Annotated in this window: 23 protein-coding genes; 6 read left to right on the forward strand and 17 right to left on the reverse strand. The window is 63.1% G+C overall.

All coding sequences use genetic code 11. From position 1 onward, the window contains the following. Window positions 1-256 precede the first annotated feature (256 nt). On the forward strand, window positions 257-1,663 hold the full coding sequence (locus PSFL_RS13575; protein ID WP_397470171.1) for an adenosylmethionine--8-amino-7-oxononanoate transaminase: 1,407 nt from the start codon (window positions 257-259) through the stop codon (window positions 1,661-1,663). A gap of 89 nt (window positions 1,664-1,752) precedes the next feature. After that, the gene (locus tag PSFL_RS13580) at window positions 1,753-2,472 is read left to right on the forward strand and encodes a 16S rRNA (uracil(1498)-N(3))-methyltransferase (protein WP_057440352.1); all 720 of its coding nucleotides are present in this window, start codon (window positions 1,753-1,755) and stop codon (window positions 2,470-2,472) included. Window positions 2,473-2,540: 68 nt separating this feature from the next. Here the strand turns inward: PSFL_RS13580 and PSFL_RS13585 are convergent, their stop codons facing one another. From PSFL_RS13585 to PSFL_RS13595, 3 genes are read right to left on the reverse strand one after another with little or no spacing between them, the layout of a single operon-like run. Then, a complete protein-coding gene (locus PSFL_RS13585; RefSeq protein ID WP_057960864.1) occupies window positions 2,541-3,443 on the reverse strand; it encodes a transporter substrate-binding domain-containing protein in 903 nt (300 codons plus the stop codon). Window positions 3,444-3,467: 24 nt separating this feature from the next. Next, the gene (locus PSFL_RS13590; RefSeq protein WP_397470172.1) at window positions 3,468-3,821 is read right to left on the reverse strand and encodes a RidA family protein; all 354 of its coding nucleotides are present in this window, start codon (window positions 3,819-3,821) and stop codon (window positions 3,468-3,470) included. Between the two features lie 9 nt (window positions 3,822-3,830). Continuing rightward, window positions 3,831-5,072, reverse strand: coding sequence for a D-amino acid dehydrogenase (locus PSFL_RS13595; protein ID WP_397470173.1), 1,242 nt, complete (start codon window positions 5,070-5,072; stop codon window positions 3,831-3,833). Between the two features lie 106 nt (window positions 5,073-5,178). Here PSFL_RS13595 and PSFL_RS13600 point away from each other — a divergent pair, with 106 nt between their 5' ends. Further along, window positions 5,179-6,081, forward strand: coding sequence for a LysR family transcriptional regulator (locus PSFL_RS13600; protein ID WP_170045713.1), 903 nt, complete (start codon window positions 5,179-5,181; stop codon window positions 6,079-6,081). Between the two features lie 137 nt (window positions 6,082-6,218). Here the strand turns inward: PSFL_RS13600 and PSFL_RS13605 are convergent, their stop codons facing one another. Continuing rightward, window positions 6,219-6,836 (reverse strand): hemolysin III family protein, encoded by a 618-nt coding sequence (locus tag PSFL_RS13605; RefSeq protein ID WP_057440355.1) that lies wholly within the window; start codon window positions 6,834-6,836, stop codon window positions 6,219-6,221. Window positions 6,837-7,000: 164 nt separating this feature from the next. On the opposite strand from PSFL_RS13605, the gene PSFL_RS13610 reads away from it, so the two are divergent. Further along, on the forward strand, window positions 7,001-7,915 hold the full coding sequence (locus tag PSFL_RS13610) for a LysR substrate-binding domain-containing protein (RefSeq protein WP_057440356.1): 915 nt from the start codon (window positions 7,001-7,003) through the stop codon (window positions 7,913-7,915). A 133-nt stretch (window positions 7,916-8,048) separates the two neighbouring features. Here PSFL_RS13610 and madM read toward each other — a convergent pair whose 3' ends face one another. The 11 genes from madM to PSFL_RS13665 all read right to left on the reverse strand — a co-directional run bounded on the left by madM (window position 8,049) and on the right by PSFL_RS13665 (window position 16,403). Beyond that, window positions 8,049-8,813 carry a malonate transporter subunit MadM gene (gene madM, locus PSFL_RS13615; RefSeq protein WP_115129192.1) on the reverse strand — a complete coding sequence of 255 codons (765 nt, stop codon included), beginning with the start codon at window positions 8,811-8,813 and terminating at the stop codon, window positions 8,049-8,051. Between the two features lie 5 nt (window positions 8,814-8,818). Then, window positions 8,819-9,211 carry a malonate transporter subunit MadL gene (gene madL, locus PSFL_RS13620; protein WP_115129193.1) on the reverse strand — a complete coding sequence of 131 codons (393 nt, stop codon included), beginning with the start codon at window positions 9,209-9,211 and terminating at the stop codon, window positions 8,819-8,821. 66 nt (window positions 9,212-9,277) lie between these two features. Beyond that, on the reverse strand, window positions 9,278-10,183 hold the full coding sequence (gene mdcH, locus PSFL_RS13625; protein WP_397470174.1) for a malonate decarboxylase subunit epsilon: 906 nt from the start codon (window positions 10,181-10,183) through the stop codon (window positions 9,278-9,280). Then, window positions 10,180-10,776: a malonate decarboxylase holo-ACP synthase gene (locus PSFL_RS13630; RefSeq protein ID WP_397470175.1), complete on the reverse strand. Its 597-nt coding sequence runs from the start codon at window positions 10,774-10,776 to the stop codon at window positions 10,180-10,182. Before PSFL_RS13630 ends, mdcH begins: the two co-directional genes overlap by 4 nt. After that, window positions 10,770-11,549 (reverse strand): biotin-independent malonate decarboxylase subunit gamma, encoded by a 780-nt coding sequence (mdcE, locus tag PSFL_RS13635; RefSeq protein ID WP_397470176.1) that lies wholly within the window; start codon window positions 11,547-11,549, stop codon window positions 10,770-10,772. The genes PSFL_RS13630 and mdcE overlap by 7 nt, the downstream gene beginning before the upstream one ends. Beyond that, window positions 11,546-12,388 carry a biotin-independent malonate decarboxylase subunit beta gene (locus PSFL_RS13640; RefSeq protein ID WP_397470177.1) on the reverse strand — a complete coding sequence of 281 codons (843 nt, stop codon included), beginning with the start codon at window positions 12,386-12,388 and terminating at the stop codon, window positions 11,546-11,548. Before PSFL_RS13640 ends, mdcE begins: the two co-directional genes overlap by 4 nt. Next, window positions 12,381-12,680, reverse strand: coding sequence for a malonate decarboxylase subunit delta (locus tag PSFL_RS13645; protein WP_057960874.1), 300 nt, complete (start codon window positions 12,678-12,680; stop codon window positions 12,381-12,383). The genes PSFL_RS13640 and PSFL_RS13645 overlap by 8 nt, the downstream gene beginning before the upstream one ends. Beyond that, a complete protein-coding gene (locus PSFL_RS13650) occupies window positions 12,680-13,537 on the reverse strand; it encodes a triphosphoribosyl-dephospho-CoA synthase (protein WP_057960875.1) in 858 nt (285 codons plus the stop codon). The genes PSFL_RS13645 and PSFL_RS13650 overlap by 1 nt, the downstream gene beginning before the upstream one ends. Continuing rightward, the gene (mdcA, locus tag PSFL_RS13655; RefSeq protein ID WP_115129199.1) at window positions 13,538-15,208 is read right to left on the reverse strand and encodes a malonate decarboxylase subunit alpha; all 1,671 of its coding nucleotides are present in this window, start codon (window positions 15,206-15,208) and stop codon (window positions 13,538-13,540) included. Between the two features lie 99 nt (window positions 15,209-15,307). Next, window positions 15,308-16,030, reverse strand: coding sequence for a hypothetical protein (locus PSFL_RS13660; protein ID WP_397470178.1), 723 nt, complete (start codon window positions 16,028-16,030; stop codon window positions 15,308-15,310). A gap of 121 nt (window positions 16,031-16,151) precedes the next feature. Further along, window positions 16,152-16,403: a DUF6124 family protein gene (locus tag PSFL_RS13665; protein ID WP_397470179.1), complete on the reverse strand. Its 252-nt coding sequence runs from the start codon at window positions 16,401-16,403 to the stop codon at window positions 16,152-16,154. Window positions 16,404-16,983: 580 nt separating this feature from the next. Between PSFL_RS13665 and PSFL_RS13670 the strand changes: the two genes are divergently transcribed. Both PSFL_RS13670 and PSFL_RS13675 read left to right on the forward strand, forming a co-directional pair. After that, entirely contained in the window at window positions 16,984-17,448 is a 465-nt protein-coding gene (locus PSFL_RS13670) for a transcriptional regulator (RefSeq protein ID WP_169989447.1), read from the forward strand. After that, window positions 17,427-18,026, forward strand: a complete 600-nt coding sequence (locus PSFL_RS13675; protein ID WP_397470180.1) for a mobile mystery protein B — start codon at window positions 17,427-17,429, stop codon at window positions 18,024-18,026. The genes PSFL_RS13670 and PSFL_RS13675 overlap by 22 nt, the downstream gene beginning before the upstream one ends. Before the next feature lie 51 nt (window positions 18,027-18,077). On the opposite strand, the gene PSFL_RS13680 is transcribed toward PSFL_RS13675, so the two are convergent. Both PSFL_RS13680 and PSFL_RS13685 read right to left on the reverse strand, forming a co-directional pair. Then, a complete protein-coding gene (locus PSFL_RS13680; protein ID WP_057440365.1) occupies window positions 18,078-18,533 on the reverse strand; it encodes a chemotaxis protein CheW in 456 nt (151 codons plus the stop codon). Further along, window positions 18,526-24,381 carry an Hpt domain-containing protein gene (locus PSFL_RS13685; RefSeq protein WP_397470181.1) on the reverse strand — a complete coding sequence of 1,952 codons (5,856 nt, stop codon included), beginning with the start codon at window positions 24,379-24,381 and terminating at the stop codon, window positions 18,526-18,528. Before PSFL_RS13685 ends, PSFL_RS13680 begins: the two co-directional genes overlap by 8 nt. Window positions 24,382-24,410: the final 29 nt, after the last annotated feature.

Genomic DNA, 24,410 nt, shown 5'->3' on the forward strand with positions numbered 1-24,410 from the left:
GCCGTGCCCAAGACTAGCGTTTTACTTATCGACATAAAGCGGAAAATTTCGCTTCAAAAGATCGACTTATCCGATATTGAGCCTATGAACAGTAAATTAACTAGGGATTAAGGACTATTCAGCACAAACGTGACAGACCGTCCTACATTTACTGCCAATTCACCGCCCATGGGTTGTGACACAGCCCACCATTGCATAGGCTTGCGCGATTGTTTTGCCTGCGCAGGCAGTGGCAGCGCTTCGAGGAGACTAAAAGATGGGCTTGAATAACCAGTGGATGCAACGCGACCTCGCCGTGCTGTGGCATCCCTGCACCCAGATGAAAGACCACCAGCAACTGCCGCTGGTGCCGATCAAGCGCGGTGAAGGCGTATGGCTGGAAGACTTCGAAGGCAAGCGCTATCTCGATGCGGTCAGCTCGTGGTGGGTCAATGTGTTCGGCCACGCCAACCCGCGTATCAATCAGCGCATCAAGGACCAAGTGGACCAACTGGAGCACGTGATCCTCGCCGGCTTCAGCCACCAGCCGGTGATCGAGCTGTCCGAGCGTCTGGTCAAGCTCACCCCCGAAGGCCTGACTCGCTGCTTCTATGCCGACAATGGCTCGTCGTGCATCGAAGTCGCGTTGAAGATGAGCTTTCACTATTGGCTCAACCGCGGCCAGCCGAATAAAAAGCGCTTTGTCACCCTGACCAACAGCTACCACGGCGAAACCATCGCCGCGATGTCGGTAGGCGATGTGCCACTGTTCACCGAGACCTACAAGGCCCTGCTGCTGGACACCATCAAGGTGCCCAGCCCGGACTGCTACCAGCGCCCCGCCGGCATGAGCTGGGAAGAACACTCGCGCAACATGTTCCAGGCCATGGAACAGACCCTGGCGGACCACCACGACAGCGTCGCCGCGGTGATCGTCGAGCCGCTGATCCAGGGCGCCGGTGGCATGCGCATGTACCACCCGGTGTACCTCAAGCTGCTGCGCGAAGCCTGCGACCGGTATGGCGTGCACCTGATCCACGACGAAGTCGCAGTGGGTTTCGGCCGCACCGGCAGCATGTTCGCCTGTGAGCAGGCGGGCATCCGCCCCGACTTCCTGTGCCTGTCCAAGGCCCTCACCGGCGGCTACCTGCCGCTGGCCGCCGTGGTCACCACCGAAGATGTGTACAGCGCCTTCTACGACGACTACCCGACCCTGCGCGCGTTCCTGCACTCCCACAGCTACACCGGCAACCCGTTGGCGTGTGCGGCGGCCCTGGCGACCCTGGATATCTTCGAAGAAGACAACGTCATCGAGAACAACAAGGCCCTGGCCCAGCGCATGGCCACGGCCACCGCGCACCTGGTGGACCACCCCCATGTGTCGGAAGTGCGCCAGACCGGCATGGTGCTGGCCATCGAGATGGTCCAGGACAAGGCCACCAAGACCGCCTACCCCTGGCAGGAACGGCGCGGCCTGAAGGTGTTCGAGCACGCCCTGGAACGCGGCGCATTGCTGCGCCCGCTGGGCAGTGTGGTGTACTTCCTGCCGCCGTACGTGATTACCCCGGAGCAGATCGACTTCCTCGCTGAAGTGGCCACTGAAGGCATTGATATCGCCACCAACAGCACAGTCAGCGTGGCCGTGCCCAAGGACTTCCACCCAGGCTTTCGCGACCCCGGCTGATTGAACCCACCCCATTAATCTGGCGCCTGGCCTGCCGCATCGCGGGCAAGTCCGGCTCCCACAGGTTTTGCATTTTCCCGAGAACAGAAATGAGACTGTCCCGCTTTTTCACCGATACCCCGTTGAGCCTTGGCGACCACGAGTTGCCCGAAGCCCAGGCGCACTACATCAGCCGCGTGCTGCGCATGAACGAAGGCGATGCCGTGCAACTGTTCGACGGTTCTGGCCAGGAATTTCGCGGCAGCCTGCTGGAAGTCGGGAAAAAACGCGTGACAGTGCAACTGACCGAAGCCTTCGCCGGCCAGGTGGAGTCGCCTTTGCACATTCATCTGGGCCAGGGTTTGTCCCGTGGCGAGCGCATGGACTGGGCCATCCAGAAAGCCACCGAGCTTGGGGTCAACGCCATCACACCGATTTTCAGCGAGCGCTGCGAAGTGCGCCTCAAGGACGAACGCGCCGACAAGCGCCTGCTGCACTGGCGCCAGGTCGCAATCAGCGCCTGTGAGCAATGCGGGCGCTCCACGGTGCCGGTGATTCACCCACCGTTGTTGCTGGCCGATTGGTTGAAACAAGCCGAGGCGGATTTGAAGTTGGTGCTGCACCCGGTGGCCGAGCCACTGGTGAGTCATGCCAAACCGTCGAGCCTGGCGTTTTTGATCGGCCCGGAGGGAGGCTTGACCGATGGCGAAGTCCAGAGCGCGCAAAATGCTGGCTTCCACGCCGCACGCCTGGGCCCGCGAGTATTGCGCACCGAGACCGCGCCCGTAGTTGCGCTATCCGTCGCGCAACAACTGTGGGGCGACTTCTAGCCCCACTGTGCAAACCCAATCAAAACTGTGGGAGCTGGCTTGCCAGCTCCCACATCGGGATGGGTGGGTTACTCCACCGGATCGCTGACCGGCTTGGCAATAATCGCCTTCAGCTCGCTAGTCATGGGGAATTCCAGGTTCAAGCCCTTCGGCGGGATCGGCTGTTCAAACCAGCGCTGGTAGATCCCATTGATTTCCCCCGAGCTGTACAGCTCGCCCAGGGTCTCGTTGACCACCGCCAGAAACTGCGGGTCGTCCTTGCGCACCATGCAGCTGTAGATTTCCCGCGATTGCTCCTCGCCCACCACCACCCACTTGTGCGGGTCCTTGGCCTTGGCGCGCTCGCCGTAGAGCAACGCATCGTCCATATAAAACGCCACGGCCCGGCCCGATTGCAGCATCTGGAACGCCTCGCCGTGATCCTTGGCGCTGATCACCGACATATCCAGCTTGTGCTCGTGGTTGTAGCTCTTGAGGAAGCGCTCGTTGGTGGTGCCTGCAGTGGTCACCACGTTCTTGCCGCGCAGGTCGGCGAAGCGCTGGATACCGCTGTCCTTGGCAGTGAGCAACTGGCCCTTCACATAGATAAAGCCATAGGAAAACGCCACCTGCTTCTGCCGCTCGGCCGTCACCCCGGTGGAGCCGCACTCCAGGTCAACGGTACCGTTGATCACCAACGGAATACGGGTCTGGGAGGTGACCAGGTTGTACTTCACGTTGAGCTGGGGCACGCCGGTCTTCTGTTGGATGCGCTCGACAATCTTGCTCGCCAGGTCCACCGAATAGCCCATGGGCTTGCCGGTATGGTCGCCGACATAGGAAAACGGCACCGACGCATCGCGATAGCCCAGGGTGATGCTCTTGGCGTTCGCGACCTTGGCCAGGGTGCCCGTCAGCGGCGCTTCATTGGCCTGGGCCTGGGCAGTCAACAACAGCCCCAGCGCAGTGCCGATCAACGTGATTTTTTGCATTGTTATTCTCCGTTGGTTTTCTTGTTATGGGCGGCGCACAGCGATGACGCTGATTTCCACCAGCACACTCGGGCGTGCCAGCTCCGCCTGCAGGGTGGTGCGGGTCGGTGCCTGGCCGGGCGTGAGCCAGGCGGACCAGGCATCATTCATCGGCGCAAAGCCCTCCTGAATGTTTTTCAGGTAGATCGTCGCGTTGAGCAGATGATCCTTGTCGCTGCCGGCTTCGGCCAGCAGCGCATCAATTTTGGCCAGCACCTCTTGGGTCTGGGTGGCGACGTCCTGGCCCTCGCCCGGCACCTGGCCGGAGAGGAATACCAGGTCCTGGAAGGTCACGGCGCCCGACAGGCGACTGTTGCTGTTGATCCGGGTGATGGTCATTGCAGTGTCCTATGCGGCGCGGGGCGCGAGGCCCTGCATATCAATGGAAGGGGTATGCCGGCCGATCAGTTCGGCCAACAGCTGGCCGCTGCCACAGGCCAGGGTGAAACCCAGGGCGCCATGGCCAAGGTTGAGCCACAGGTTGCGGTACACACTGGCGCCAATCAGCGGCACGCCGCTGGGGGTGGCCGGGCGCATGCCGGCCCATTCGATGGCCTGGCTGTAATCGCCGGCCAAGGGGAACGTCTCACTGGCCTGGCGCTTGATCAGGGCCAGGCGCTTGGGCTCAAGGCCCGTATCAAAGCCGACGATGTCGACCATCGCCGCCACCCGCAGTTGCTCACCGATCCGTGCGTAGACGATCTTGCGGTCATAGTCGGTGATGCTGATTTTCGGTGCGGCGTGCTGCTCGCCAATCGGCACGCTCAGGCTGTAGCCCTTGAGCGGATACAGCGGCAACGCGATGCCCGGCAAGGCCAACTCGGGGCTGCGCACCCCCGCCGCCAGCACCAGGTGCTGCACCGGCATCACCTCGCCACCCAACTCAATCGCCTGCACCGTGCCGTTGGCATGGCGGATGCCCGTGACTTTGCGCCCCAGCACAAACCGGCAACGACCCGACGCTTCCAGGCGTGCCGCTAATTGCTGGCAGAAGCCATGACAATCCGCCACTTCTTCATTGGGTGTGTAGATGCCCCCGACAAAATCCGTGGCCCCCAGGGTCGGTTCCAGGCGCGTGCAATCGGCCGCCGACAGCACTTGCTGTTGCAGGCGATTGAGCACCTTATTGCGAGCGTGTTCAAACGTGTGGTGGCTGCGAAACGTCACCAGCTTGCCGTTGCGTTTCCAGTCGAAACCGTCCAGCCCGTCTTCTTCGCGCCACTGCTGCAAGATGCCCTGGCTCAGGCTGGCCAGGCGCAACAAGTGGCCGGCATTGCGCTTGTTTACCGAAGCCCGGCAGGCGCCAAGGAACGAGGCCATCCAACGCCATTGCGCCGGGTCCAGGCGCGGGCGCAGCTTCAAGGGTGAATCACCGCGCAGCAGCCAGCCAATGGCTTGCAGCGGCACACCTTTGTCCGCCAGCGGCGCAACGTAGCGATAGGACAACTGGCCGCCATTGGCAAAGCTGGTCTCGCTGCCCAGGCTGTCGCGGGCCTCGACCACCGTCACGTCCATGCCGGCGCGCACCAGGGCATAGGCACTCGCCAGACCGATGACCCCACCGCCAATGATGCAAACCTGCTGAGCCATGTCGATTCCCAAGCGTTGTAATGAGCGTCCAAGGGTAGGGGCAGGTGACAGGCGCCGGACAATGAATAAAGATGGGCCACCTATAAACAAAGGTTATGGACTCGTCATGCGCTTGCGTCATATCGAAATCTTCCAGGCCATCCGCCAGACCGGCTCGGTCAGCGCCGCCGCGCAGTTGCTGCATGTCTCGCAACCGGCGGTGACCAAGGTGCTGCAACATGCCGAGCTGCAACTGGGCTTCCCGCTGTTCCTGCGCATCCGCGGCAAGCTGCAGCCCACCCCGGAAGCCCTGGCCCTGGAGCGCGAAGTCGATAAGGTCAGCGAAAGCCTGCAAGGCGTGCGGCGCCTGGCGCAGAACCTGCGGCGCGCACCCGGCCAAAGCCTGCGCATCGGCGCCACGCCAGCCCTGGCCTTGTCGCTGCTGCCGCCAGCGATTGGCGAATGGACCCAGCGCTACCCGGACATCGCCTGCGAACTGTCCAGCGCCCACAGCCGTGAGCTGGTGCAAAACCTGTTGATGCGCGAGATGGATGTGGCGCTGACCCTCAAGTCCCCGGACCATCCGGGGCTCAAGGCCCAGGCATTGGCCCACGGCGTGTTGGTGGCCCTGGCGCCACGGGGCTTCTGGCCGGCGTCGGAACTGGGCAAGCCCTTGCCCTTGATGGCCCTGGCGGGCGCGCCGTTGATTGGCCTGTCGAGTGCCGACCCACTGTCGGCGCGGCTCGACAGCTACCTGGAAGCGGTCGAGCCGCCGCCGCGCGTGCGGATCTCGGTGCAGACCTATTCCCTGGCCCGCGCCATGGTCGAATCCGGCGCCGGCCTGGCGGTGATCGACCCTTTCACCGCGCTGGGTGCATCCACCGACAGCACCTGCATCCGCCCCCTGGCCCCGCCGCTGCCCATCACCCTGTATGCCCTGACCCGCGCCGACGAACCGCCGCCGCATATGTTGGCGAGCCTGTTGGAGATCTTTGGCAGCCGTGCCCAGGAGCAGTTAGACCGTCTCTAAAACACCACAAAACCCATGTGGGACTGGCTTGTGTGGGAGCTGGCTTGCCTGCGATGCAGGCGCCTCGGTTCATCAGTTAAACCGCAGTGATGCTATCGCAGGCAAGCCAGCTCCCACACAAGCTAGCGGCTACAGTTTCAGAGCACGTAGCGCATGATCGCCACAAAATGCAGCAGGCTGCCGCCAATCACAAACAAGTGCCAGATCCCATGGGAATGCCTTAACCGGTGTTCCAGGGCAAAAAAGATAATCCCCACCGTGTACAACACCCCACCCGACGCCAGCCAGATAAACCCGTCCATGCCCAGCGCGGCAATCAACGGCTTGACCGCCACCAACACAATCCAGCCCATCACCGCATAAATCACAATCGACAATATGCGCGCCTCGGAACGCGGCTTGATCTCCTGCAGGATCCCGATCACCGCCAGCCCCCAGACAATCCCGAACAGCGTCCAGCCCCACGGCCCGTGCAGGGTCACTAGGCAAAACGGCGTGTAGCTGCCGGCGATCAGCAGGTAGATCGAAAAGTGGTCGACCTTCTGCATGATCGCTTTCTTGCGCCCGCGCACGCTGTGATACACCGTCGAGGCGCTGTACAGCACCAGCAGCGTAAACCCGTAGATCGCCACGCTGACGATCTTCCACGGGCTGCCGTCCATACTCGCCACCACCAACATCCACACCGCGCCGATAAAGGCTGCCACGGCGCCGAGCAAATGGCTCCAGGCGTTGAATCGTTCTCCGTGATACATGTGTCGCCGACCTCCAAAACTGCTGCGTCTACCCCATAAGGCTCAGGCCTGCCAGACGAGAGTGCAAGACCGTTATGACGACTGCGGTACAGATGGCGCTACATGGCTGGGAGCAGCGGGGTTTTGCGGGCACAATCGAACGCATTCGAATAAGAGTCATCGCCATGCTGATCGACGAAGAATTCACCCTCAAGAAACTGGAAATCTTCCTGGCCTTCATGCGCACCGGCAACCTGGCCCGCGCCGCCGCCGAGTTGCAGACCAGCAATGTCAGCGTGCACCGGGCCATCCACTCCCTGGAAAACGCCCTGCGTTGCCCGCTGTTCAAACACGAAGGGCGTAACCTCACCCCGCTGGAAAGCGCCTACGTCCTCGAAGAACGCGCACAGAAGCTGGTGCAAGAGGTGGTCGACAGCGTGCGCCTGACCCGCGAAGCCGCCGGTTTCTCTGCCGAACGTTTCAAGCTCGGCGCCTTGTATTCACTGACGGTCAAGACCGTGCCGCAACTGATCATGGGCCTGAAAATCAGGCGCAGCGAGCTGAATATCGACCTGATCCTGGGCTCCAACGTCGACCTGATGTACAAGCTCAAGAACATGGAAGTGGATGCGATCCTGATCTCCCTCGACGACCAGGCCGTCGAGCCGGACTGCGCGCAGATCCAGCTGTTTTCCGACGACATCTTCCTCGCCACCCCCGCCGACTCGCCCCTGGACCGCGAACAGGAAATCGACCTGGCCCAGGTGCGCGACGCCACCTTCATCACCCTGACCCAAGGCTTCGCCACCCACCAGGACGGTGCGCGGGTGTTCAAGCAGGCGGGCTTCGAGCCGAAGGTGGCGATGCAGGTCAACGACATCTTCACCCTGCTGAGCATGGTCAGCTCGGGCGTTGGCTATGCGCTGCTGCCGGGGAGGATTGCGGCGGTGTATGAGAACCGGGTCAAGCTGATCCCGTTGCAGCCACGCTACCGGTTGCAGCAGCACATTGGCGTGGTGTTCTTGAAGGCCAAGGAGCGTGATCCGAACTTGCTGGCGTTGTTGGCGGAGTGTCGGATGTATGCCAATCGGCAAATTTGAAACCGCCATCGCAGGCAAGTGGAATCGTCGCACCGCCGCTCCCACATTTGAATGTATTCACACATCAAAATGTGGGAGCTGCTGTGCGACTTGCCCGCGATGAGGCCCGATCATTCAATCGAAATGTTGTGCCCTACCCCACCAACCCCCGCATCAGCAAAAACAACAACGAAGGCCCCAACAAACACCCCAGCGCCGTATAAAACGCCGCCGTCAGGCAGCCATAAGGCACCAGCTTCGGATCAGTCGCCGCCAACCCGCCAGCCACACCGCTGGAGGTGCCCATCAACCCGCCAAAGATCACCGCACTGCGCGGGCTGTTCAGGCCGATCAGCGGCGCGACGAACGGGGTCATTACCATCACCAAAATGGCCTTGATCAACCCCGCCGCAATCGACAGTGCCATCACCTCGGAACTGGCGCCAATCGCCGCCCCGGTCACCGGCCCGACGATATAGGTCACAGCACCCGCGCCGATGGTGGTCAGGCTAACCGCATCGGTATAACCAAACGCCATGGCCACCCCGACGCCGGCGATAAATGACGAACCGACGCCGACAAACAACGCCAGCACCCCCACATACCCGGCGCGTTTGAGTTCATCGACGCTCACGCCAAACGCGGTGGCGACGATGGCAAAGTCCCGCAGCATCGCCCCGCCCAGCAAGCCGATGCCCGACAGCAGCGGGATATCCACCACGCCCTTGGCCCCACCGGTAAACGCACCGCCCACATAGGACAACACCAGCCCCAGCAGAATCGCGATGGCCGAGCCATGCAGGCGGCCTTTGGTGAAGTTGTCGCTGATCCAGTAGGACACCCACATGGTCAGGCCGATCACCGCAAAACCACTGATCAGGCCGTAGCCGGTGATGACTTTCATCAAGGATTCGTACATGGCGCTCACCCTGCCGACTTGGTGGGAACGACCGCATCCGGCTCACGGTTGCCGAGGCGTACCAGCACCGGCACCAGAGCAAATGCCACCACCACCGCGCTCGTACCGGCGAGAATCGCCATGGGGCCGCCACTGATCGCGCCATACACGTTTTGCTGGGCCGCCATGGCTACCACAATGGGAATGTACACCGCCGCCCAGAAGCTCACGCCCTGCTCGGATTTGCCGGTAAACAGGCCACGCTTGCCGAGGTAACTGCCCAGGCCGATCAGCAGCAACATCGCGATTCCCACCCCGCCGACGTTGGCCGGAATGCCCATCCATTGGCCCAACAGCTCGCCGACAAACAAGCCTGCAAGGGTACACAAGGCCAGAAACGCCACACCGTAAATAATCATGCTGGTAGTCCTCTTGATGCTTGATCGAAATTGTTGTTTTTGTGCTTCGAAAGCCAAGCTCACGCTTTATCGGTGGTGGCGGCCCTCCTGTTCCAGCAGGGCCTGCAAGGTGTCCAGGCGCGCGCCTTCGAAGGCGATCACGGTGCCTTGCTCAAACACACGCCGCGCCAGGCCAGTGAGGACTGCGCCCGGTGGCAGTTCGATCTGCAGGCGTACACCACGCTCATAGGCGCTTTGCACGGTGCCGCGCCAATCGACGATGCGGCACATGTTGAACGCCAGGTCGTCGCGCAACTGCGCGGGATCACGGATCGGCCGCGCCCGGGTACTGCTCAGGTAAGTGATGGCCGGCGCATGGAGCGCAACCTTGGCGAATGCCTCGGCGAGGGCCTCGGCCGGCTGCTCCAGCAGTGCGCAATGAGACGGCACGCTGACGGCCAGGCGCTTGGCCACGGCCTGGCCTTTGACACGATCCGCGACACGCTGCATGCCGGCATCGCTGCCGGCAATCACGCACTGGTTGTCGGCATTGATATTGGCCAGGTACACCGGGGTTTGCGTGCTGTGGACCTCGGCGAGCACGCTTTCGACGGTGGATAACTCCACGCCGATCAGTGCGGTCATGCCATAGCCCTGTGGATAAGCGTGCTGCATCAGTTCACCGCGCAGGCTGACCAGCCGTAGCGCATCGGCAAACTCCACGGCGCCCGCGATCACCGCCGCCGGATAGGCTCCGATGGACAGACCCGCCACGTAATCCGGGATGCGTTGCAATTGCCGGGCATGGGCCACGCCGGCGATCAGCAGGCACAGTTGCACAGCGCGGGTGCTGGCCAGGGCGTGCGCCGAATCGAGCTGGCGCACATCTTCGACCAACGCATCACTGGCCTCATCAAGGACACTGGCGGGCAGTTGCTGGAGCATGCCCGGACGCTGGGCGCCCTGCCCCGGAAACACCAGGAGGCTGCTCATGCCACCGCCTGCCAAGGGTCGCTGACCAAGTGCGCACCGCTGGCGTTTTTCAGCAGCACACGCCGCGCTGGGCCGGCCCATTCGCGCAAGGCGACGGCGCCATATGGGGTTTGCAATTGCAGGTCCACGGCACACGGCGCGGTGTCCAGAATCGCCAGCAGACCCTCGGCATCGCCGCGATCAAGACGCTCGGGAGTGCGCAGCAGCAGGTCCAGATCGCTCTGGGCATGCAGCGCTTCAATGCCCGTGGCCAACTCGAACCCCGCGCTGCCGGTCACGCCCCAAGCCTCTTGCGCCAGCACCGGCCGCAGTTGATCGAGGGCGCGCAACGCCGGTAGATTCCGGGGCGAAATCACCCCGCGCAGGGCCTCGGGTGTCACTCGCCGTTGCACAGCCGCCAGGGGCATCACGGCCGCAAAACGCTGCTCGCGCAAACGCCCACGCACACCCACCGCCACATAGCCCGGTTCGGCCAGCGCCCGGCGTACCACCACCGGCTGCCCCGCCCCGATCACCGCCAGTACCCAGGCCGGTGCGTCAGCAGGCAGGTGCGCTGGGGTCATGCCCCAGAGCAAGTCGTGGGCGTTCACCATTGTTCCCGCAGCAGTTGGCGCACATGGCTGGACGCGGCACGGTTGGCGGCGCCCAGGCGCCCGCGCAAATCGCGCACGCCGCTGTTCTGCACATCCTTGATCGCCTGCACCAGGCAATCCCTGACCCGCGCCAGGTCGTCGACGGTCGGCTGTTCGATCTGGCTGACCGTCAGGGTTTCCCAGAGCAAGCCGAGGCTGGCATAGCTGTCGATGTCATAGGCCATGGGCGGCACGCTGGCGGCCAGGGCTTCCAGTTCTTCGACACTGCGCAGGGTCACCCGCGCCGCCGAGGCTTTGCCCATGGCGTGCACCATCACCCCAGGGTCGCGCAGGGCGATCAGGCGATTGGCCTGGTAGCCATGGGCGAGAAACGCCCCGGACATGGCCTTGCCCACCAGCAACCCGATCACCGGGTGCCCGGCCAGGCGCGCGCGGGCATAACTGTCTGCCGCCGCCGCCAGGGCTTGATGGATGCCCAGGGCTTCTTCGCGACGGCCATAGGCCTGGCTGGGCACGTCGACGATGGCAACAATCGGGCGTTGATCGCCGCTGGCGACGGCTTCATCCACCGCCTTGGCCAGGCCCCAGCCTTCCAGCAAACCGACTTCCCCCTGGCGCACCCGGGGGAAGCGGTTGGCAGCATCCGGCACCACCGCGATAAAACGCACGGCCTGCTCGCCGAGCACGCCATCGGCGACTTTCAACGACGCCGGCAAACCCGCCACTGGCGCTGCGCCGGCGCTCAATGCGTTGAACCACTGCAAGCCTCTCATGGGCGTTCTCCCTGATACAGGTCGCGAACCGTCGCCGGCTCGATCTGCGGTTCGGTATCCAGTGCAGCCAGGCGCGCCAGGTAATAGTCGGCCTGGCGGCTGCGCGGCGCTGCCGGCAAACCTTGCTGCAACAGTTCACTGATCTGCTGGCGGATCTGCGCCACATCGTCCGCCACATAACGGTCGGCCAAGCCGCTGTTGAAGCGCTGCTCGCCGCCGGTCAGGCTCCAGATAAAGGGCCGGTCACGGGAGTCGTATTCTTCAAGGCCGGCTTCCTGTTCGATCACTTGTGGGCCGTTCAAGCCCAGGCGTGCTTCGCGGGTCACCAGCAAGTAACTGCACAGGCCAGCGGCAATGGACATGCCGCCAAAACAGCCCACGCTGCCGGCCACCACGCCGATCACCGGCTGGTACTGGCGCAGGTCGACAATCGCGGCGTGGATATCGGCAATCGCCGCCAGCCCGAGGTTGGCTTCCTGCAAGCGCACGCCGCCGGTTTCCAGCAGCAACACAGCCCGCGTGGGAATGCCGTTGCGGTTGTCCTCGGCGGCCAGTTCCAGGGCGCCGGCGATTTTCGCGCCGCCCACTTCACCCAGGCTGCCGCCCTGGAAGTTGCCTTCGATGGCCGCAATCACCAGCGGCAGGCCGTCGAGCGTGCCCTTGGCGATCACCACCCCATCGTCGGCCTGCGGTACCACGCCCTGGCGACTCAACCACGGCGACATCACGCGCTGGAACGGGTCGATCAGTTCGCGGTAGCTGCCGGCATCCAGCAAGGCCTTGGCCCGCTGGCGGGCACCGAGTTCGACGAAGCTGTGCCTATTGAGTAAATCAGTCATGGCCCAGCTCCTCGAAACCTTGCTCCAGGCGCAAACGCACCACGCCGGGGGTGGCGCCAAAATCGTGGATCTGAATGTTCAAGGCCGGTGGGGTCTGTTCCTGGAAGATCCGCTGGAACAGGTGCTGCCAGCGTTGCTCGGCGCCGTTGACCGAGGTTTGCACCTGGATGCTCAAGGTGCCCGCCGTACCTGGTTCCAGCAACACTTCAAGGTCGCCGGAACCGACGCAACCCACCAGCGCGCGGCCTTTGGGCGGCTGCCCGGCGGGGAATTCAAAAGATAGGGTTTCCATCAAAACGCTCCGTCGCAAGACTCGATGCGGTCGATAAACAGGCACGCGGCCAACAGGTCGGCGGCGCCACCGGGGGAAGCATTCAGCGCCAGCAGTTGCTGGTCCAATTCATTGAGGCGACGCCGCCCCGCCAGGCTCGCGCTGCCGCCCGCATCCAACACGGCCTGGGCGCCTAGTTGCATGGCCTGCAGGCCGTCGGTGCCGGCGCGGTAGAGCACGCAGGTGTCGGCCAGTTGGGTCATGATCGCCAACAGTGCGTCGAGGCGCGCGTTCTGCTCGCCGTGGTGTTGCAGGCGGCTTGCATGCAGTTGCGGCAGGCCGCGTTGCAGCACGGCGGGGAAGCCCAGTTGCGCTTCTTCGCGGGCGCCACGCACGCCATAGCGTTGCGCGACTTGCGCGCCGTGGCTGAGCGGTTGCGGTGCAAAACGGTCATTGAGCAGGGCCAGGCGCGCAGCCCGCAGGCTCAGGGCACTGGCGTGACGGGAGGTGGGGTCCAGCGCGGCAGCAGCCACCAACAGACCGAGGGCCCAGATCGCGCCACGGTGAGTGTTCACGCCCTGGGTAGTGGCGAGCATCGCCTGCTCGCCTTCGCGGCCGATACGGCCGAGGGCTTCGCGCAGCGGCAGGCCAATTTCACCCAGGGCAATCGCCGCTTCGGCCATTTCCTTGAAGGCCGGCCACAGGGACAGCGCCGAGGCGTGCATCAAGCCCAGGTGCAAATCCTGATGGGCGCCATTGCCGCGCCGATCCACCAACGCCGGTTTGGGCGACAGGTCCGCTTCGTCGATCAGCGCCTCGACCGCCAGGTCCGCCAGTTGCTCGGCCAGGGTCAGTGTGTGCAGTTTGAGTGCGTGCATTTACCAGCTCCTGAACTTGGCGGGCGGGTTGTACAGGCCACCGGACCAGTCCACCAGGTCGGCCACGCTTTTGGCCGCCAGCAGTTCGCGGGTGGCGTCGGTACGGCGGATGCCGAGGTCTTCGGGCAAGGCGATCAGGCCTTCGCGGCGCATGCGCGCGGTATCCTTGGGGTTGTGGCGCAAGCCGATGGCAGTCACCCCGGCGACCGCCGCGATCATCGCCTGGCGCTCTTCCAGGGAGCGCGCCTTGTACAGGTAGGCGATGCCTTCTTCGGTGAGCAAGTGGGTCACGTCGTCGCCGTAAATCATGATCGGCGCCAGGGGCATGCCGCTTTTGCGCGCCACTTCCACCGCGTCGAGGGTGTCGACGAAGGTCGGTTTGCCGCCCTCCTGGAAGGTCTCGACCATTTGCACCACCAGTTTTTTGCCGCGTTCCAGCAAGGCTTCGGGTGCATCGTCGTGGCGCATGTCGAGCCAGGCCGGGGTGCCGTGGCGGCGCCCGCGCGGGTCGTGGCCCATATTCGGCGCGCCACCAAACCCGGCGAGCCGGCCACGGGTCACCGTGGACGAATGACCGTCGCCATCCACCTGCAAGGTGGCGCCGATAAACAGGTCCACCGCGTATTGCCCCGCCAGTTGGCAGAACATCCGGTTGGAGCGCAACGAGCCGTCGCGACCGGTGAAGAACACATCCGGGCGCGCGGCGATGTAGTTTTCCATGCCCAGTTCGGTGCCGAAGCAATGCACGCTTTCGACCCAGCCACTTTCGATGGCGGGGATCAGCGTCGGGTGCGGGTTGAGGGTCCAGTTGCGGCAGATCTTGCCTTTAAGGCCCAGGGACTCGCCGTAGGTCGGCAGGATCAGTTCAATCGCGGCAGTGTTGAAACCAATGCCATGGTTCAGCGACTGCACATTGTGTTTTTCGTAGATGCCACGGATCGCCATCATCGCCATCAACACATGCACCGGCTTGATATGCCGGGGGTCACGGGTGAACAGCGGTTCGATATAGAAGGGTTTGTCGGCCACCACCACGAAATCCACCCAACTGGCCGGGATGTCCACACGGGGCAAGTCGCTGACGTCGTCGACCAATTGGTTGACCTGCACGATGACGATGCCATCGCTGAAGGCCGCCGGCTCGATCAGCGCCGGGGTGTCTTCGGTACTGGGGCCGGTGTAGATATTGCCGGCGCGGTCGGCCATAAAGCCGGCGGACAGCACCACGTTGGGGATCAGGTCTACGACCAGTCGCGCATAGAGTTCGATGTAGGTGTGGATCGCGCCGACTTCCAGCAGGCCGTCTTCAAGGAGCTGGCTGATGCGCAGGGATTGGGTGCCGGCAAACGAGAAATCGAGTTTGCGTGCGATGCCCTTTTCAAACAGGTCCAGGTGCTCGGAACGCCCGACGCTGGGCATGATCATGTGCAAGTCATGGAGTACGGCCGGGTCAGCCTTGGCCAGGGAGCGCGAGAGAAAGTCAGCCTGCTTCTGGTTATTGCCTTCCAGCACCACCCGGTCGCCGGGCAGGATCAGGGCTTGCAGGGCCTCGACGATCCGGTCGCTGGGCAGCACGGCCCCGTCGGCAAACGCCTGCACCAGCCCGAGCCGCCGCTGCTTCTCGTCGCGGCGCCGCGTCCAGCGCGAGTCGGGGGTTATTGTTGTTGTCATGATCGCTCCACGGGTTCGCTGTCGTGGAGCTCACCATAGGAGTGAATCGGGGGGGTATCAATCAAGCTCGGTGGTGGACTGTTACGGTTGGAGTAACGGTCAGGAGCGCCGCCATTCCCTGCGCTGGCGCCACACGGTCCAGCCCATCGCAATGCCCGCTACGCCATGGAACCCCAGCACCGCCGCCAGGCTCCAGCTCACCAGCCCCCAAATCGCCTGCACGTACACGGGCAGCAGAAACAGCAACAGCCCAAACAACACGGCCACGCCCAACTGTTCCCACTTCATCAATCGACGCAAATAGGAGACGATCGCACAGCCCGACGCTGCGCCCAGGAAAGCCAGCAACAGGCCAGTGACTTCCTGCCCCGACACCACGGGCCAATCCAGGAGCCACAAGAGCAGGCAGATAGCAGCCAACACCAGTGAACACACCAGGATAAACACGAACAGGTATTCAAAGACCGTCAGGCCCCAGTTCCGGATGCTTGCGCGGGTCTGTTCAATTTCGGCCTTGCTTGGCCTTTTCGAAATGGCCACCGCAAGCAGGCCCGAGCCCAAACCGCCGAGGCTCATGACCACTAGGTTGATCACAACACCCTTGATTTCTTTGCCTGTGGCGTTGAGCACGAGGGTTTCCAGGTACCCCAGAATAAACACCGCGCCCACCACCGAAATCCCGAAGCCTACGAGCTTGCCGCGCCGTGTCGGGTACTTCATCGTCGCGCAGGCAGTGAGCACCAACACCAGGAACCACAACAGCAAAGCACCGGTAAACGGGGTGAGGTTGTACAGCCAGGCAAATACGTCAAATAGCCACATTGTGTTGTTGCTTCCACCGAAAGACTCCTCGGGTTATCGGCGGGTTTACGTGGGGCTTTACCCGAGCAGGCATCAGTCCCAAAAAGGGAACGAACGGTCCCTTTCTGGGACTGATCAAGTTTTACGCAGCGGCCGCAGGCGATATTTGCTCCAGCGCACGCTCGACCAGCAGTTGGCCCAGTTCGGTCATTTGTTGGATGGCCAGGAGTACGCCGCGCTGGGCGCCGTTGAGCTCAAAGGCCAGGGCGCAGGTCAGGGCGTTGAGGGAGGCGAGGGTTTCGCTGGCGTTGACCAGCAGGGTTTCGATGTTCTGGTGTGGGTTGACGGTGAAGATACTGGATGAGGTAGGTGGGTTGGGGGTGGGTTTGATCATGGTGAACATCTCCGATATGTGAAGGAGACTGACACCACTTGCTTGCACGCAAATCGGGTGGCAGCTGTGCGCAGGTGTGCAAGACCGGGCATATCGGACCCCGGCAGACCCGAAGGTCTCCCACGCACAGCCGCCATAACAAACACAGCAGGCATAAAAAACGCCCGTTGAATGGCTATGGGCGTTGGTGCGCCGATATGTAACCGGACTTGCACGTCCGTGTCACCGTTTTTTGCGATGACCGACCAAGCCTAGGCGCGAAGGCGGCGAGCGACAAGTTCATGGGCGGCGCGAAAACGTGCGGGAAAAATCTGAAGGAATCATGCCGCACGATCATTCCTACAGGTTTTGGGGGTTGTTGCTCGGACATCGCCTCACTAGCCTTTTGTATCCGAACCCTCTTGCCCACACTAAAAATGAATGCCTATAGACATACAAAACATTCAATATTGACTGCCTATAAACATACATATAGCCTGAAAATGTATGCCTATAGGCATTCGATAAATTAAGATCAACGATGCAAACACATCCGCAATTTCGCGGTGTGAACATCTGATAGGCAAATACGGGTGCCCCCATGACCTCCTCCTCACTCAACGAACTGCGCCTTGCCCAAGTAGAAAGGGCCCTGGAGCCGTTTGAAACACTAAGCGGTAAATCCACCCCGCCTGGAGGATGGCTGCGCTCGATCAGAGAATCATTGGGCCGATCGCTGAGGTCCCAGGCAGCCCTGCTTGGCGTTGCCTTTGCGACGTTGCAGCAGTCGGAGCAGGCCGAAGCCGATGATCGCATCACACTCGCCCAGTTGCGTAAGTTGGCGGCAGGTCTGGACTGTGAGCTTGTTTACGCTCTGGTGCCAAGAAAACCGCTGCGCGAGATGGTGCAGGCGCGCGCCGAGGTACTGGCCAGGCAAGAAGTGATGGGTGTCGCTCATACGATGGGCCTCGAAAACCAGCGCCCGTCAGATACGTTCGTCGAGCGTCAGGTGGCCGCTCGCCGTATGGAATTGCTCCGCGGCTCATGGGCTCGATTGTGGCGATAGTACTTGAGCTGAAACCCGGCCAAACACCCCTGGATCCCGACGAAGTAGCAGGGCTCAAGCCTAGGCACATCACCACCCAAGGCGAGCTGGATGAATGGGAAGCTGCAAACATCCTCAAGGCAATGCGTTGGCTGGGGCGACAAAACAAGCTTGATGTCTTGAATGAACATTTCTGCCGTCAACTCCACGTCAGAATGTTCAGTGATACATGGAAATGGGCTGGGACATTCAGGCACTCCGACAAAAATATCGGCTGCGACTGGACGAAGATTTCAGTCAAGCTACGTCACCTTCTAGACAACACAACGTATTGGCTGGAACACGATGTATTCCCGTGCGAAGAGGTTGCTGTCCGCTTCCATCACCAACTGGTTTCACTGCACCCATTCCCCAATGGCAACGGTCGCCACGCGCGCTTGATGGCTGACTGCCTGCTCAGACAACAAGGGCTCGCACTTTTCTCCTGGGGAAGCGCTAACCTGATCGCCGCCAATGAAGTCCGTATGCGCTACATCCAGGCACTGCGCGCAGCCGATCTGAACGATTACGGCCTGCTTCAAGCTTTCGTGCGCAGCTAGCTGTGGGAGGTCTCCACACATTGGGTCTTCAGAGGTGCTGAGAACGGGGGTTCAGGCCAGGCCAGCTTCGACCAGCAGCGCTTCCAGCCCCATCAGGTCCGGCACTTTCGCCACATGCTCGCCGACCTGTACCGCCGCCAGTTCCAGCGGCGACAGGGGGACGTCCACATAGCTCAACTGGCTGTCGAGCTTGTACGAGCGGGGAATGCCCTGGATCACCAGCGCAATAAACTTCAATGTCGGGCGCCCGCCCAGGGCGTTGAGCACGACGATTCGTGCGCGTTCGCTGACGACGCTGGTGCCACCGCAGGCCGCTTCAAAGCTGATCAGGGGCAGTTGCTGGTCGCGCCAGGTCACTGGCCGCAGGTACCACGGCGGGGCGTCGCTGGCCGGTTCGCCGCGCTGGAAGTCGATCAACTCGGCCACCGCCACGTTGGGCAGCAACAGGTGGCGGTCGGCCAGGGGCAGCAGCAAGCCGGTGAGTTGACTGGTGCGGTGGTCAAGCATGTTTCGGGCTCCAGTAGGCGATGCTTTCGAGCAACACCGACTCTTGATAGGGCTTGCCAAGGTAGTCGTTGACGCCAATCGCCATGGCCCGGTCGCGGTGTTTCTGGCCGGTGCGCGAGGTGATCATAATGATCGGCAGGCGCGCGAGCCGCGGGTCGTTGCGCACCTGGATCGCCACTTCAAAACCATCCATGCGCGGCATTTCGATGTCCAGCAACATCAGGTCGGGGGTGTGTTCTTCAAGCAAGGCGATGGCGTCGATGCCGTCCTTGGCGGTCAGTACGTTCATGCCGTTGCGTTCCAGCAGGCGGCTGGTGACTTTGCGTACGGTCACCGAATCGTCCACCACCAGCACCAGCAACCGCTGTTTTTTCTGCGGCTCGTTGACCGCCAATGCGGTGTCCGCCGCCTGGGCCGGCAAGGCCGGGGCCAGGGCGCGGATATGCGCCAGCAGGTCGATGATCAACACCACCCGGCCATCGCCGAGGATGGTCGCCCCCGACAGCCCCTGCACCGCCGCAAACTGCGGGCCGAGGCCCTTGACCACGATTTCCCGGGTGCCGGCCATGTCGTCCACCTGCACCGCAATGTACCGCTCGTTGCACTGCATCAGCAGCACCGGCAGCGGCTGGCTTTGCCCCAACAGCTTGGGCCGGGCCACGGTGTGCAGCAACTCGCCCAGGTAATACAACTCGTAGTGCTGGCCGGCGTATTCATACACCGGCGGGTCCAGTTGGTAATGCCCTTCCAGCTCATTGGGCAGCACGCGCACCAGGCCCTGGATGGTGTTCAGCGGAATCGCGTACTGATCCTCAAAACACTGCACCATCAATGCCCGGTTGACCGACACGGTAAACGGCAGGCGAATGCGAAAGTGCACGCCCTGCCCCGGCGTGGAGTCGATCACCATGCTGCCGCCCAGTTGGCGCACTTCTTCATGCACCACGTCCATGCCCACGCCGCGCCCGGAAATCTGGGTGATTTTTTCGGCGGTGGAAAAGCCCGGCTGCAAGATGAACTGCAACACGTCGCGGTCGCTGATCTCCATCTCCGGGTCCAGCAGGCCGCGCTTGATCGCCTTGCGCCGCACCGCATCCAGAGGCACGCCCGCACCGTCGTCGCGCATGTCGAAGATGATGTCACCGCCTTCGTGGCTCAGGTCCAGGGTGATCCGGCCCTTCTCCGGCTTGCCCGCCAACAACCGCGCATCCCGCGATTCCAGGCCATGGTCGACGGCGTTGCGCAGCATATGTTCCAGGGGCGCGGCCATGCGTTCCAGCACGTTGCGGTCCATCTCGCCCTCGGCATTGCCGACCACGAATTCCACGTCCTTGCCCAGCTCGCCGGCCACTTGCCGCACGATACGCTTGAGGCGCGGCAGCATGCGCTCGAACGGCACCATGCGCGTGCGCATCAGGCCCTCTTGCAACTCGGTGTTGATCCGCGCCTGTTGCTGCAACAGGTTTTGCGCGTCCTGGTTACGCTGGTCGAGGGTCTCCTTGAGGTCCAGCAGGTCCGAGGCTGACTCGGACAACGCACGGGACAACTGTTGCAACTGGGAATGACGATCCATTTCCAGCGGGTCGAATTCTTCATAGCCCAGGCGCTCGGTTTCGGCGTGCTGACGGCTGAGGATGCGGCCCTGGGTCTCGGTATCGAGGCGGCGCAGTTGGTCGCGCATACGCTCGATGGTGGTTTCCACCTCGCTGAGGGCGGCGCGGGCATCGTTGACCTGCTGCTCGATACGCCCACGGAAAATCGAGGTTTCACCGGCCAGGTTGACCAGGTCATCCAGCAGCTCGGCAGAGATTTTCACCATGTCCGCGCCCGGCTCGCTGGCTGCCGGCGCTTCCGGTTTGCTGGCGACCATGGCGACCGGTACCGCCTGGTCCTCGCTGGGCTGGACCAGACTTTTGATGCGTTCGATCAGGCGTTCCACCGAGCCGACCGGCAACCCCGCCGCCACCGCCTCGACCATCTGCGCCAGACGGTCATGGCAGCCTTGCAGCAGCGCGAACAGCTCGCTGGTGGGCGCCAGCAAGCCCGCCGACAGGCCTTCGTAGAGAAACTCCAGCTCATGGGCCAGGTCACCGATCGGGCCGATTTCGACCATGCGCGCGCCGCCCTTGAGGGTGTGCAGGTCGCGCAGCAGGGTCTCGACTTCCTGACGGCCCTGGGGCTCGGCCTGCCAGCGCAACAGCGCGGCGCCGGAGCTGTCGAGGATGTCGGCCGCTTCTTCAAGAAAGATATCCAGCAGCTCGGGATCACTGCCGGCCCCCTGCGCCTCGGGTGCAGTGGGCGCCGCGACGGGCGCAGCGTTCTGGCGCACCTCGCGCAAGCGGCTGATCAGGGCGTTGGAGTCGCTCAGGGGTTGCTGCTCTTGCAACTGCTCCAACTGCAAGGCCAGGTGTTCGTGGCTGTCCATCAACACTTGCGCTATTTCACCGGAGTAGCTGTAGCGCCGGTCCACCAGGCCCTCGTAAAGGCTTTCCAGTTCCTGGGCCAGATCGCCCACCGGGCCGATTTCGGCCATGCGCGCGCCGCCGCGCAGGGTATGCAGGTCCCGTTGCAGGGACGACAGCGGCGCCACGCCGTCGGGCTCCAGCAACCAGCGCTTGAGGGATTGCCCGGCGCTGTCGAGGATATCCACCGCTTCCTCAAGGAAAATCTCGACGATTTCATCGTCCACCGCCCAGTCCTGTTGCAACTGCGTGGTGGCCGCACCCAGTTCGGCAATGCTCAATGCGCGGCTGCCGTCGGTTTTGATCAGGCCTGTGGCGCTGGGGTCCAGCCCTTCATCGAGCAACTCGCGCAAGGCTTTCATGCGCGCCGGTGCCGGGCTGACTTCCTGGCCGGCGGCCAGTTGGTCGAGCATGTTGATCAGGGCTTCATGGGCCTGCTCGGCCTCCTGGAAAAACCGCTCGCTGACCGCCAGGCTGCTCTCTTCCACTGCGCCATAGAGGTCGAGCAAGGCTTCGCACAGCTCATCCATCGGGTGCAGGTCGGCCAGGTGCGCGCCCTCGCCCAGGGTGGTCAGCTCGTCCAGCAATGCGCTGAGTTCCTGGCGCTCGCCAGGGTGTTGCTGCCAGCGCCGCAGCAGGCTTTCGGCGTCGAGCAGGATGTCCATGCCCTGGGCCAGGAAGTTACTGATCAAGTGTGGGTCGCGCTTGACCCGCAGGCCGGCGCTCGGCGCATTGAGCACCGCTTCGAGATGGCTGTCGAGGTGCGCCTGGGTGCGTTTGATCAAGTCGGCCGCGCCGTTGATGGGCACCAGAGGATCGCTGTCCAACTGGCGCAGGCCGCGCTGGAACAAGGCTTCGCCCTCCAGCAGCAGTTCGATTTCATCCAGGTCCAACGGCAAGCGATGGGCCTTGTATTCACGGGTCAGGTGGTCCAACGGCCGCGCCAGTTCGGCGATGGGCAGCACCCCCGCCATGTAGGCGCTGCCCTTGAGGGTATGCAGGGCGCGTTGCAACTCATCGCTGACGGGCAGCGGCATCTGTTCGGTGGCCTGGTGCAAAAACTGGTTGAGGCTGTCCAGGTGGCTCTGCGCTTCGTTGCGGAAAATTTCCAGCAGCAGCGGGTCGAGTGCGCTGTCGTCCGGCTCCACGGCTTCGGGTAACGGCGCGCCACTGGCCAGGGCATGGGCGCGCGCGGCAAGCAGGTCGACATCATCGCGCTGGCGCTGGGCGTCGGCGGCGAATTCGGCGATCAGCGCCGGCAAGAGCACCAGCACATCATCCAGTACGGCCTGGACCTCGGCACCCGGCGCGACCACCCTCTCGAGCACGCGGTTCAGCAGGTTTTCCACGGCCCACGCCAGCTCCGCCAGCACCAGGGCTCGCACCATGCGCCCACTGCCCTTGAGGGTATGGAAGGCACGGCGCATATCGCTCAGGGCGGTCTTGTCTTCGAGGCTGGCAGCGCCTTGGGGTATCAAGCGCTGCAGCACTTCCAATACTTCGGCGGTTTCTTCCAGGAACACTTCGCGCAGTTCATCATCCACCGACTCTTCGTCGGCCGGTGGCGGCAACAGGCTGCCCGGACGTTGCAGTGCCGGCGGGTTGAGGCGCGGCGTCGGGCTGGCGAGCGCCTGTGCCAGCGTCTGGGTGTTATCCGTGGTTTCATCGCTCAACGCCGAGCGCTCCTGACGCCAGGTCTGCTGGGCCTGCAGCGGCGCGTAACCCAGCGCCGCGAGGCCTTCGTAAGCGATGTCCAAGACGCGTTCGCCGGGCGCGTCCGGGTCCTGGAGCATGCGTTCGAGGTAGTGCTCCAGGCTGGTGAGCACGTCGGCAACATGCTCGAGTTGTGCCGCAGAGGGCGCAGTGTCCTGGGCCATCAACTGCTCATCCACGTAGTCATTAAAACCACGCATCAGGCTCGCCGCACGGGGCAGCGGAATCATTGCCAGGGCGCCACGCACCTGGGTCAGCAGCTCTGGCAGGGATTCCAGACGCTGTGTATCCCATTGCGCCTCAAGGCAGTCGATGATCAGCTCCCGCGCCTGCTTGAGGCACTGGCACGACTCCTTGATCACCAACTGGTGGATCTGGGTCAGGTCGGTGGTGGGCAGGCGGCTGTCTTCACGGTTTTGCGGCTCGACAGTGCCGACCATCCCGGCCAGGGTCGCCTCGACATAAAGCAGGGCCCCGGCGACATCCATCAACACCGCGTCGTTGGGCTCGCGCTGCCCCTGGGCCAGGCCCTGGACCACCGCCAACTGGTCGATGATGACTTTGCGCGGCTGGCCAAAGCCAAGCACCGCCAGGGTATCGGCGATCTGGCGCAAGGGCGCCAACAGGCTGTCGAGGTCCGCGATGTGCTGGCGGTCGCTGCGCACAAACAGATCCAGGCGTTCCTTGACCCGTACCAACTCCTCACACAACGCGCCGAGCACCGAGCCCATGGCATTGCGGTCCGGCCCGGCCAGGCGCGCGCGCTCGGCATCAACCACGGTGCTGTCGGGCAAGGCTTCATCCAGGCCGTAGCGTTCCTTGAGGCTTTGCATGCGCGGCGTCGGCCGGGTGACTTTGGCGATATAAAACAGCAGGCTCTTGAGCAACTGGTCCGGCGCCGGGCTGTTGATCCCTTCGATGCCCTGGGTTTGCAGGCGCTTGAGCACCTTGTCGCAGCTCTTGAGCAGGCTGCGCAATGCCGGGCTATTGGCGATCACCCCAGTGAGCATGCCTTCGGCCAGCGCCGAGGTGACTTGCCACAACGGCAGCAATGGCGCGCCGTGACACAGTGCTTCCAGTTGGGCGAAGACCCGTGCCATGTCTTCCAGGTTGCTCGGGCCGTGATCTTCACGCAGCAGCCCGGCCAGGCCCTGTTGCAGCATTTGCCGCCAGTGCTGCAGTTGCTCGGCAAAGTCCGCCGGTGCCCGCTGGGCCAGGGCGTCATCGGGCAGCGGGGCGATCACCAGCAGTTGCGGGCTGAACAGGCTGGTTTCCGAGAGCAGGCTTTTGCCGTGCACGCTGCGCAGGTCGTTGAGCAGCGGCAACACCACCAGGGGCAGGTCGCGCCGGGCGCTGTGCACACGGTCCAGGTACAACGGCAGTTGCCCGAGGGCCTGTTGCAGCAGGCGGATGCCTTCTTCGCGCTGGCTGACGTGCCCGGCTTGCAGGGCCTGAGCCAGGTGCTCCATTTCTTCGGCAAGCAGTGCCGCGCCGTAGAACTCGACCATCTGCAGGGCGCCGTGGACCTGATGAATGCCCTCCAGGCACTGCGCGAGGGCTTGCTCGCTGGCGTCGTCGGCAAAGGCGTCCAGTGCCGCACGGGCCTGCTTCAGGGTGTCGGCGATCTCGCCCTTGACCCATTCGAGGGCGACGTAGTCGTGCCGGTCAACCATAACGACTCCGGAGTGAGTTAACACCACAA

The sequence above is a fragment of the Pseudomonas sp. DD1 genome, assembly GCF_044510355.1.
In the GTDB taxonomy this organism is placed as follows: Bacteria; Pseudomonadota; Gammaproteobacteria; order Pseudomonadales; family Pseudomonadaceae; genus Aquipseudomonas; species Aquipseudomonas shahriarae.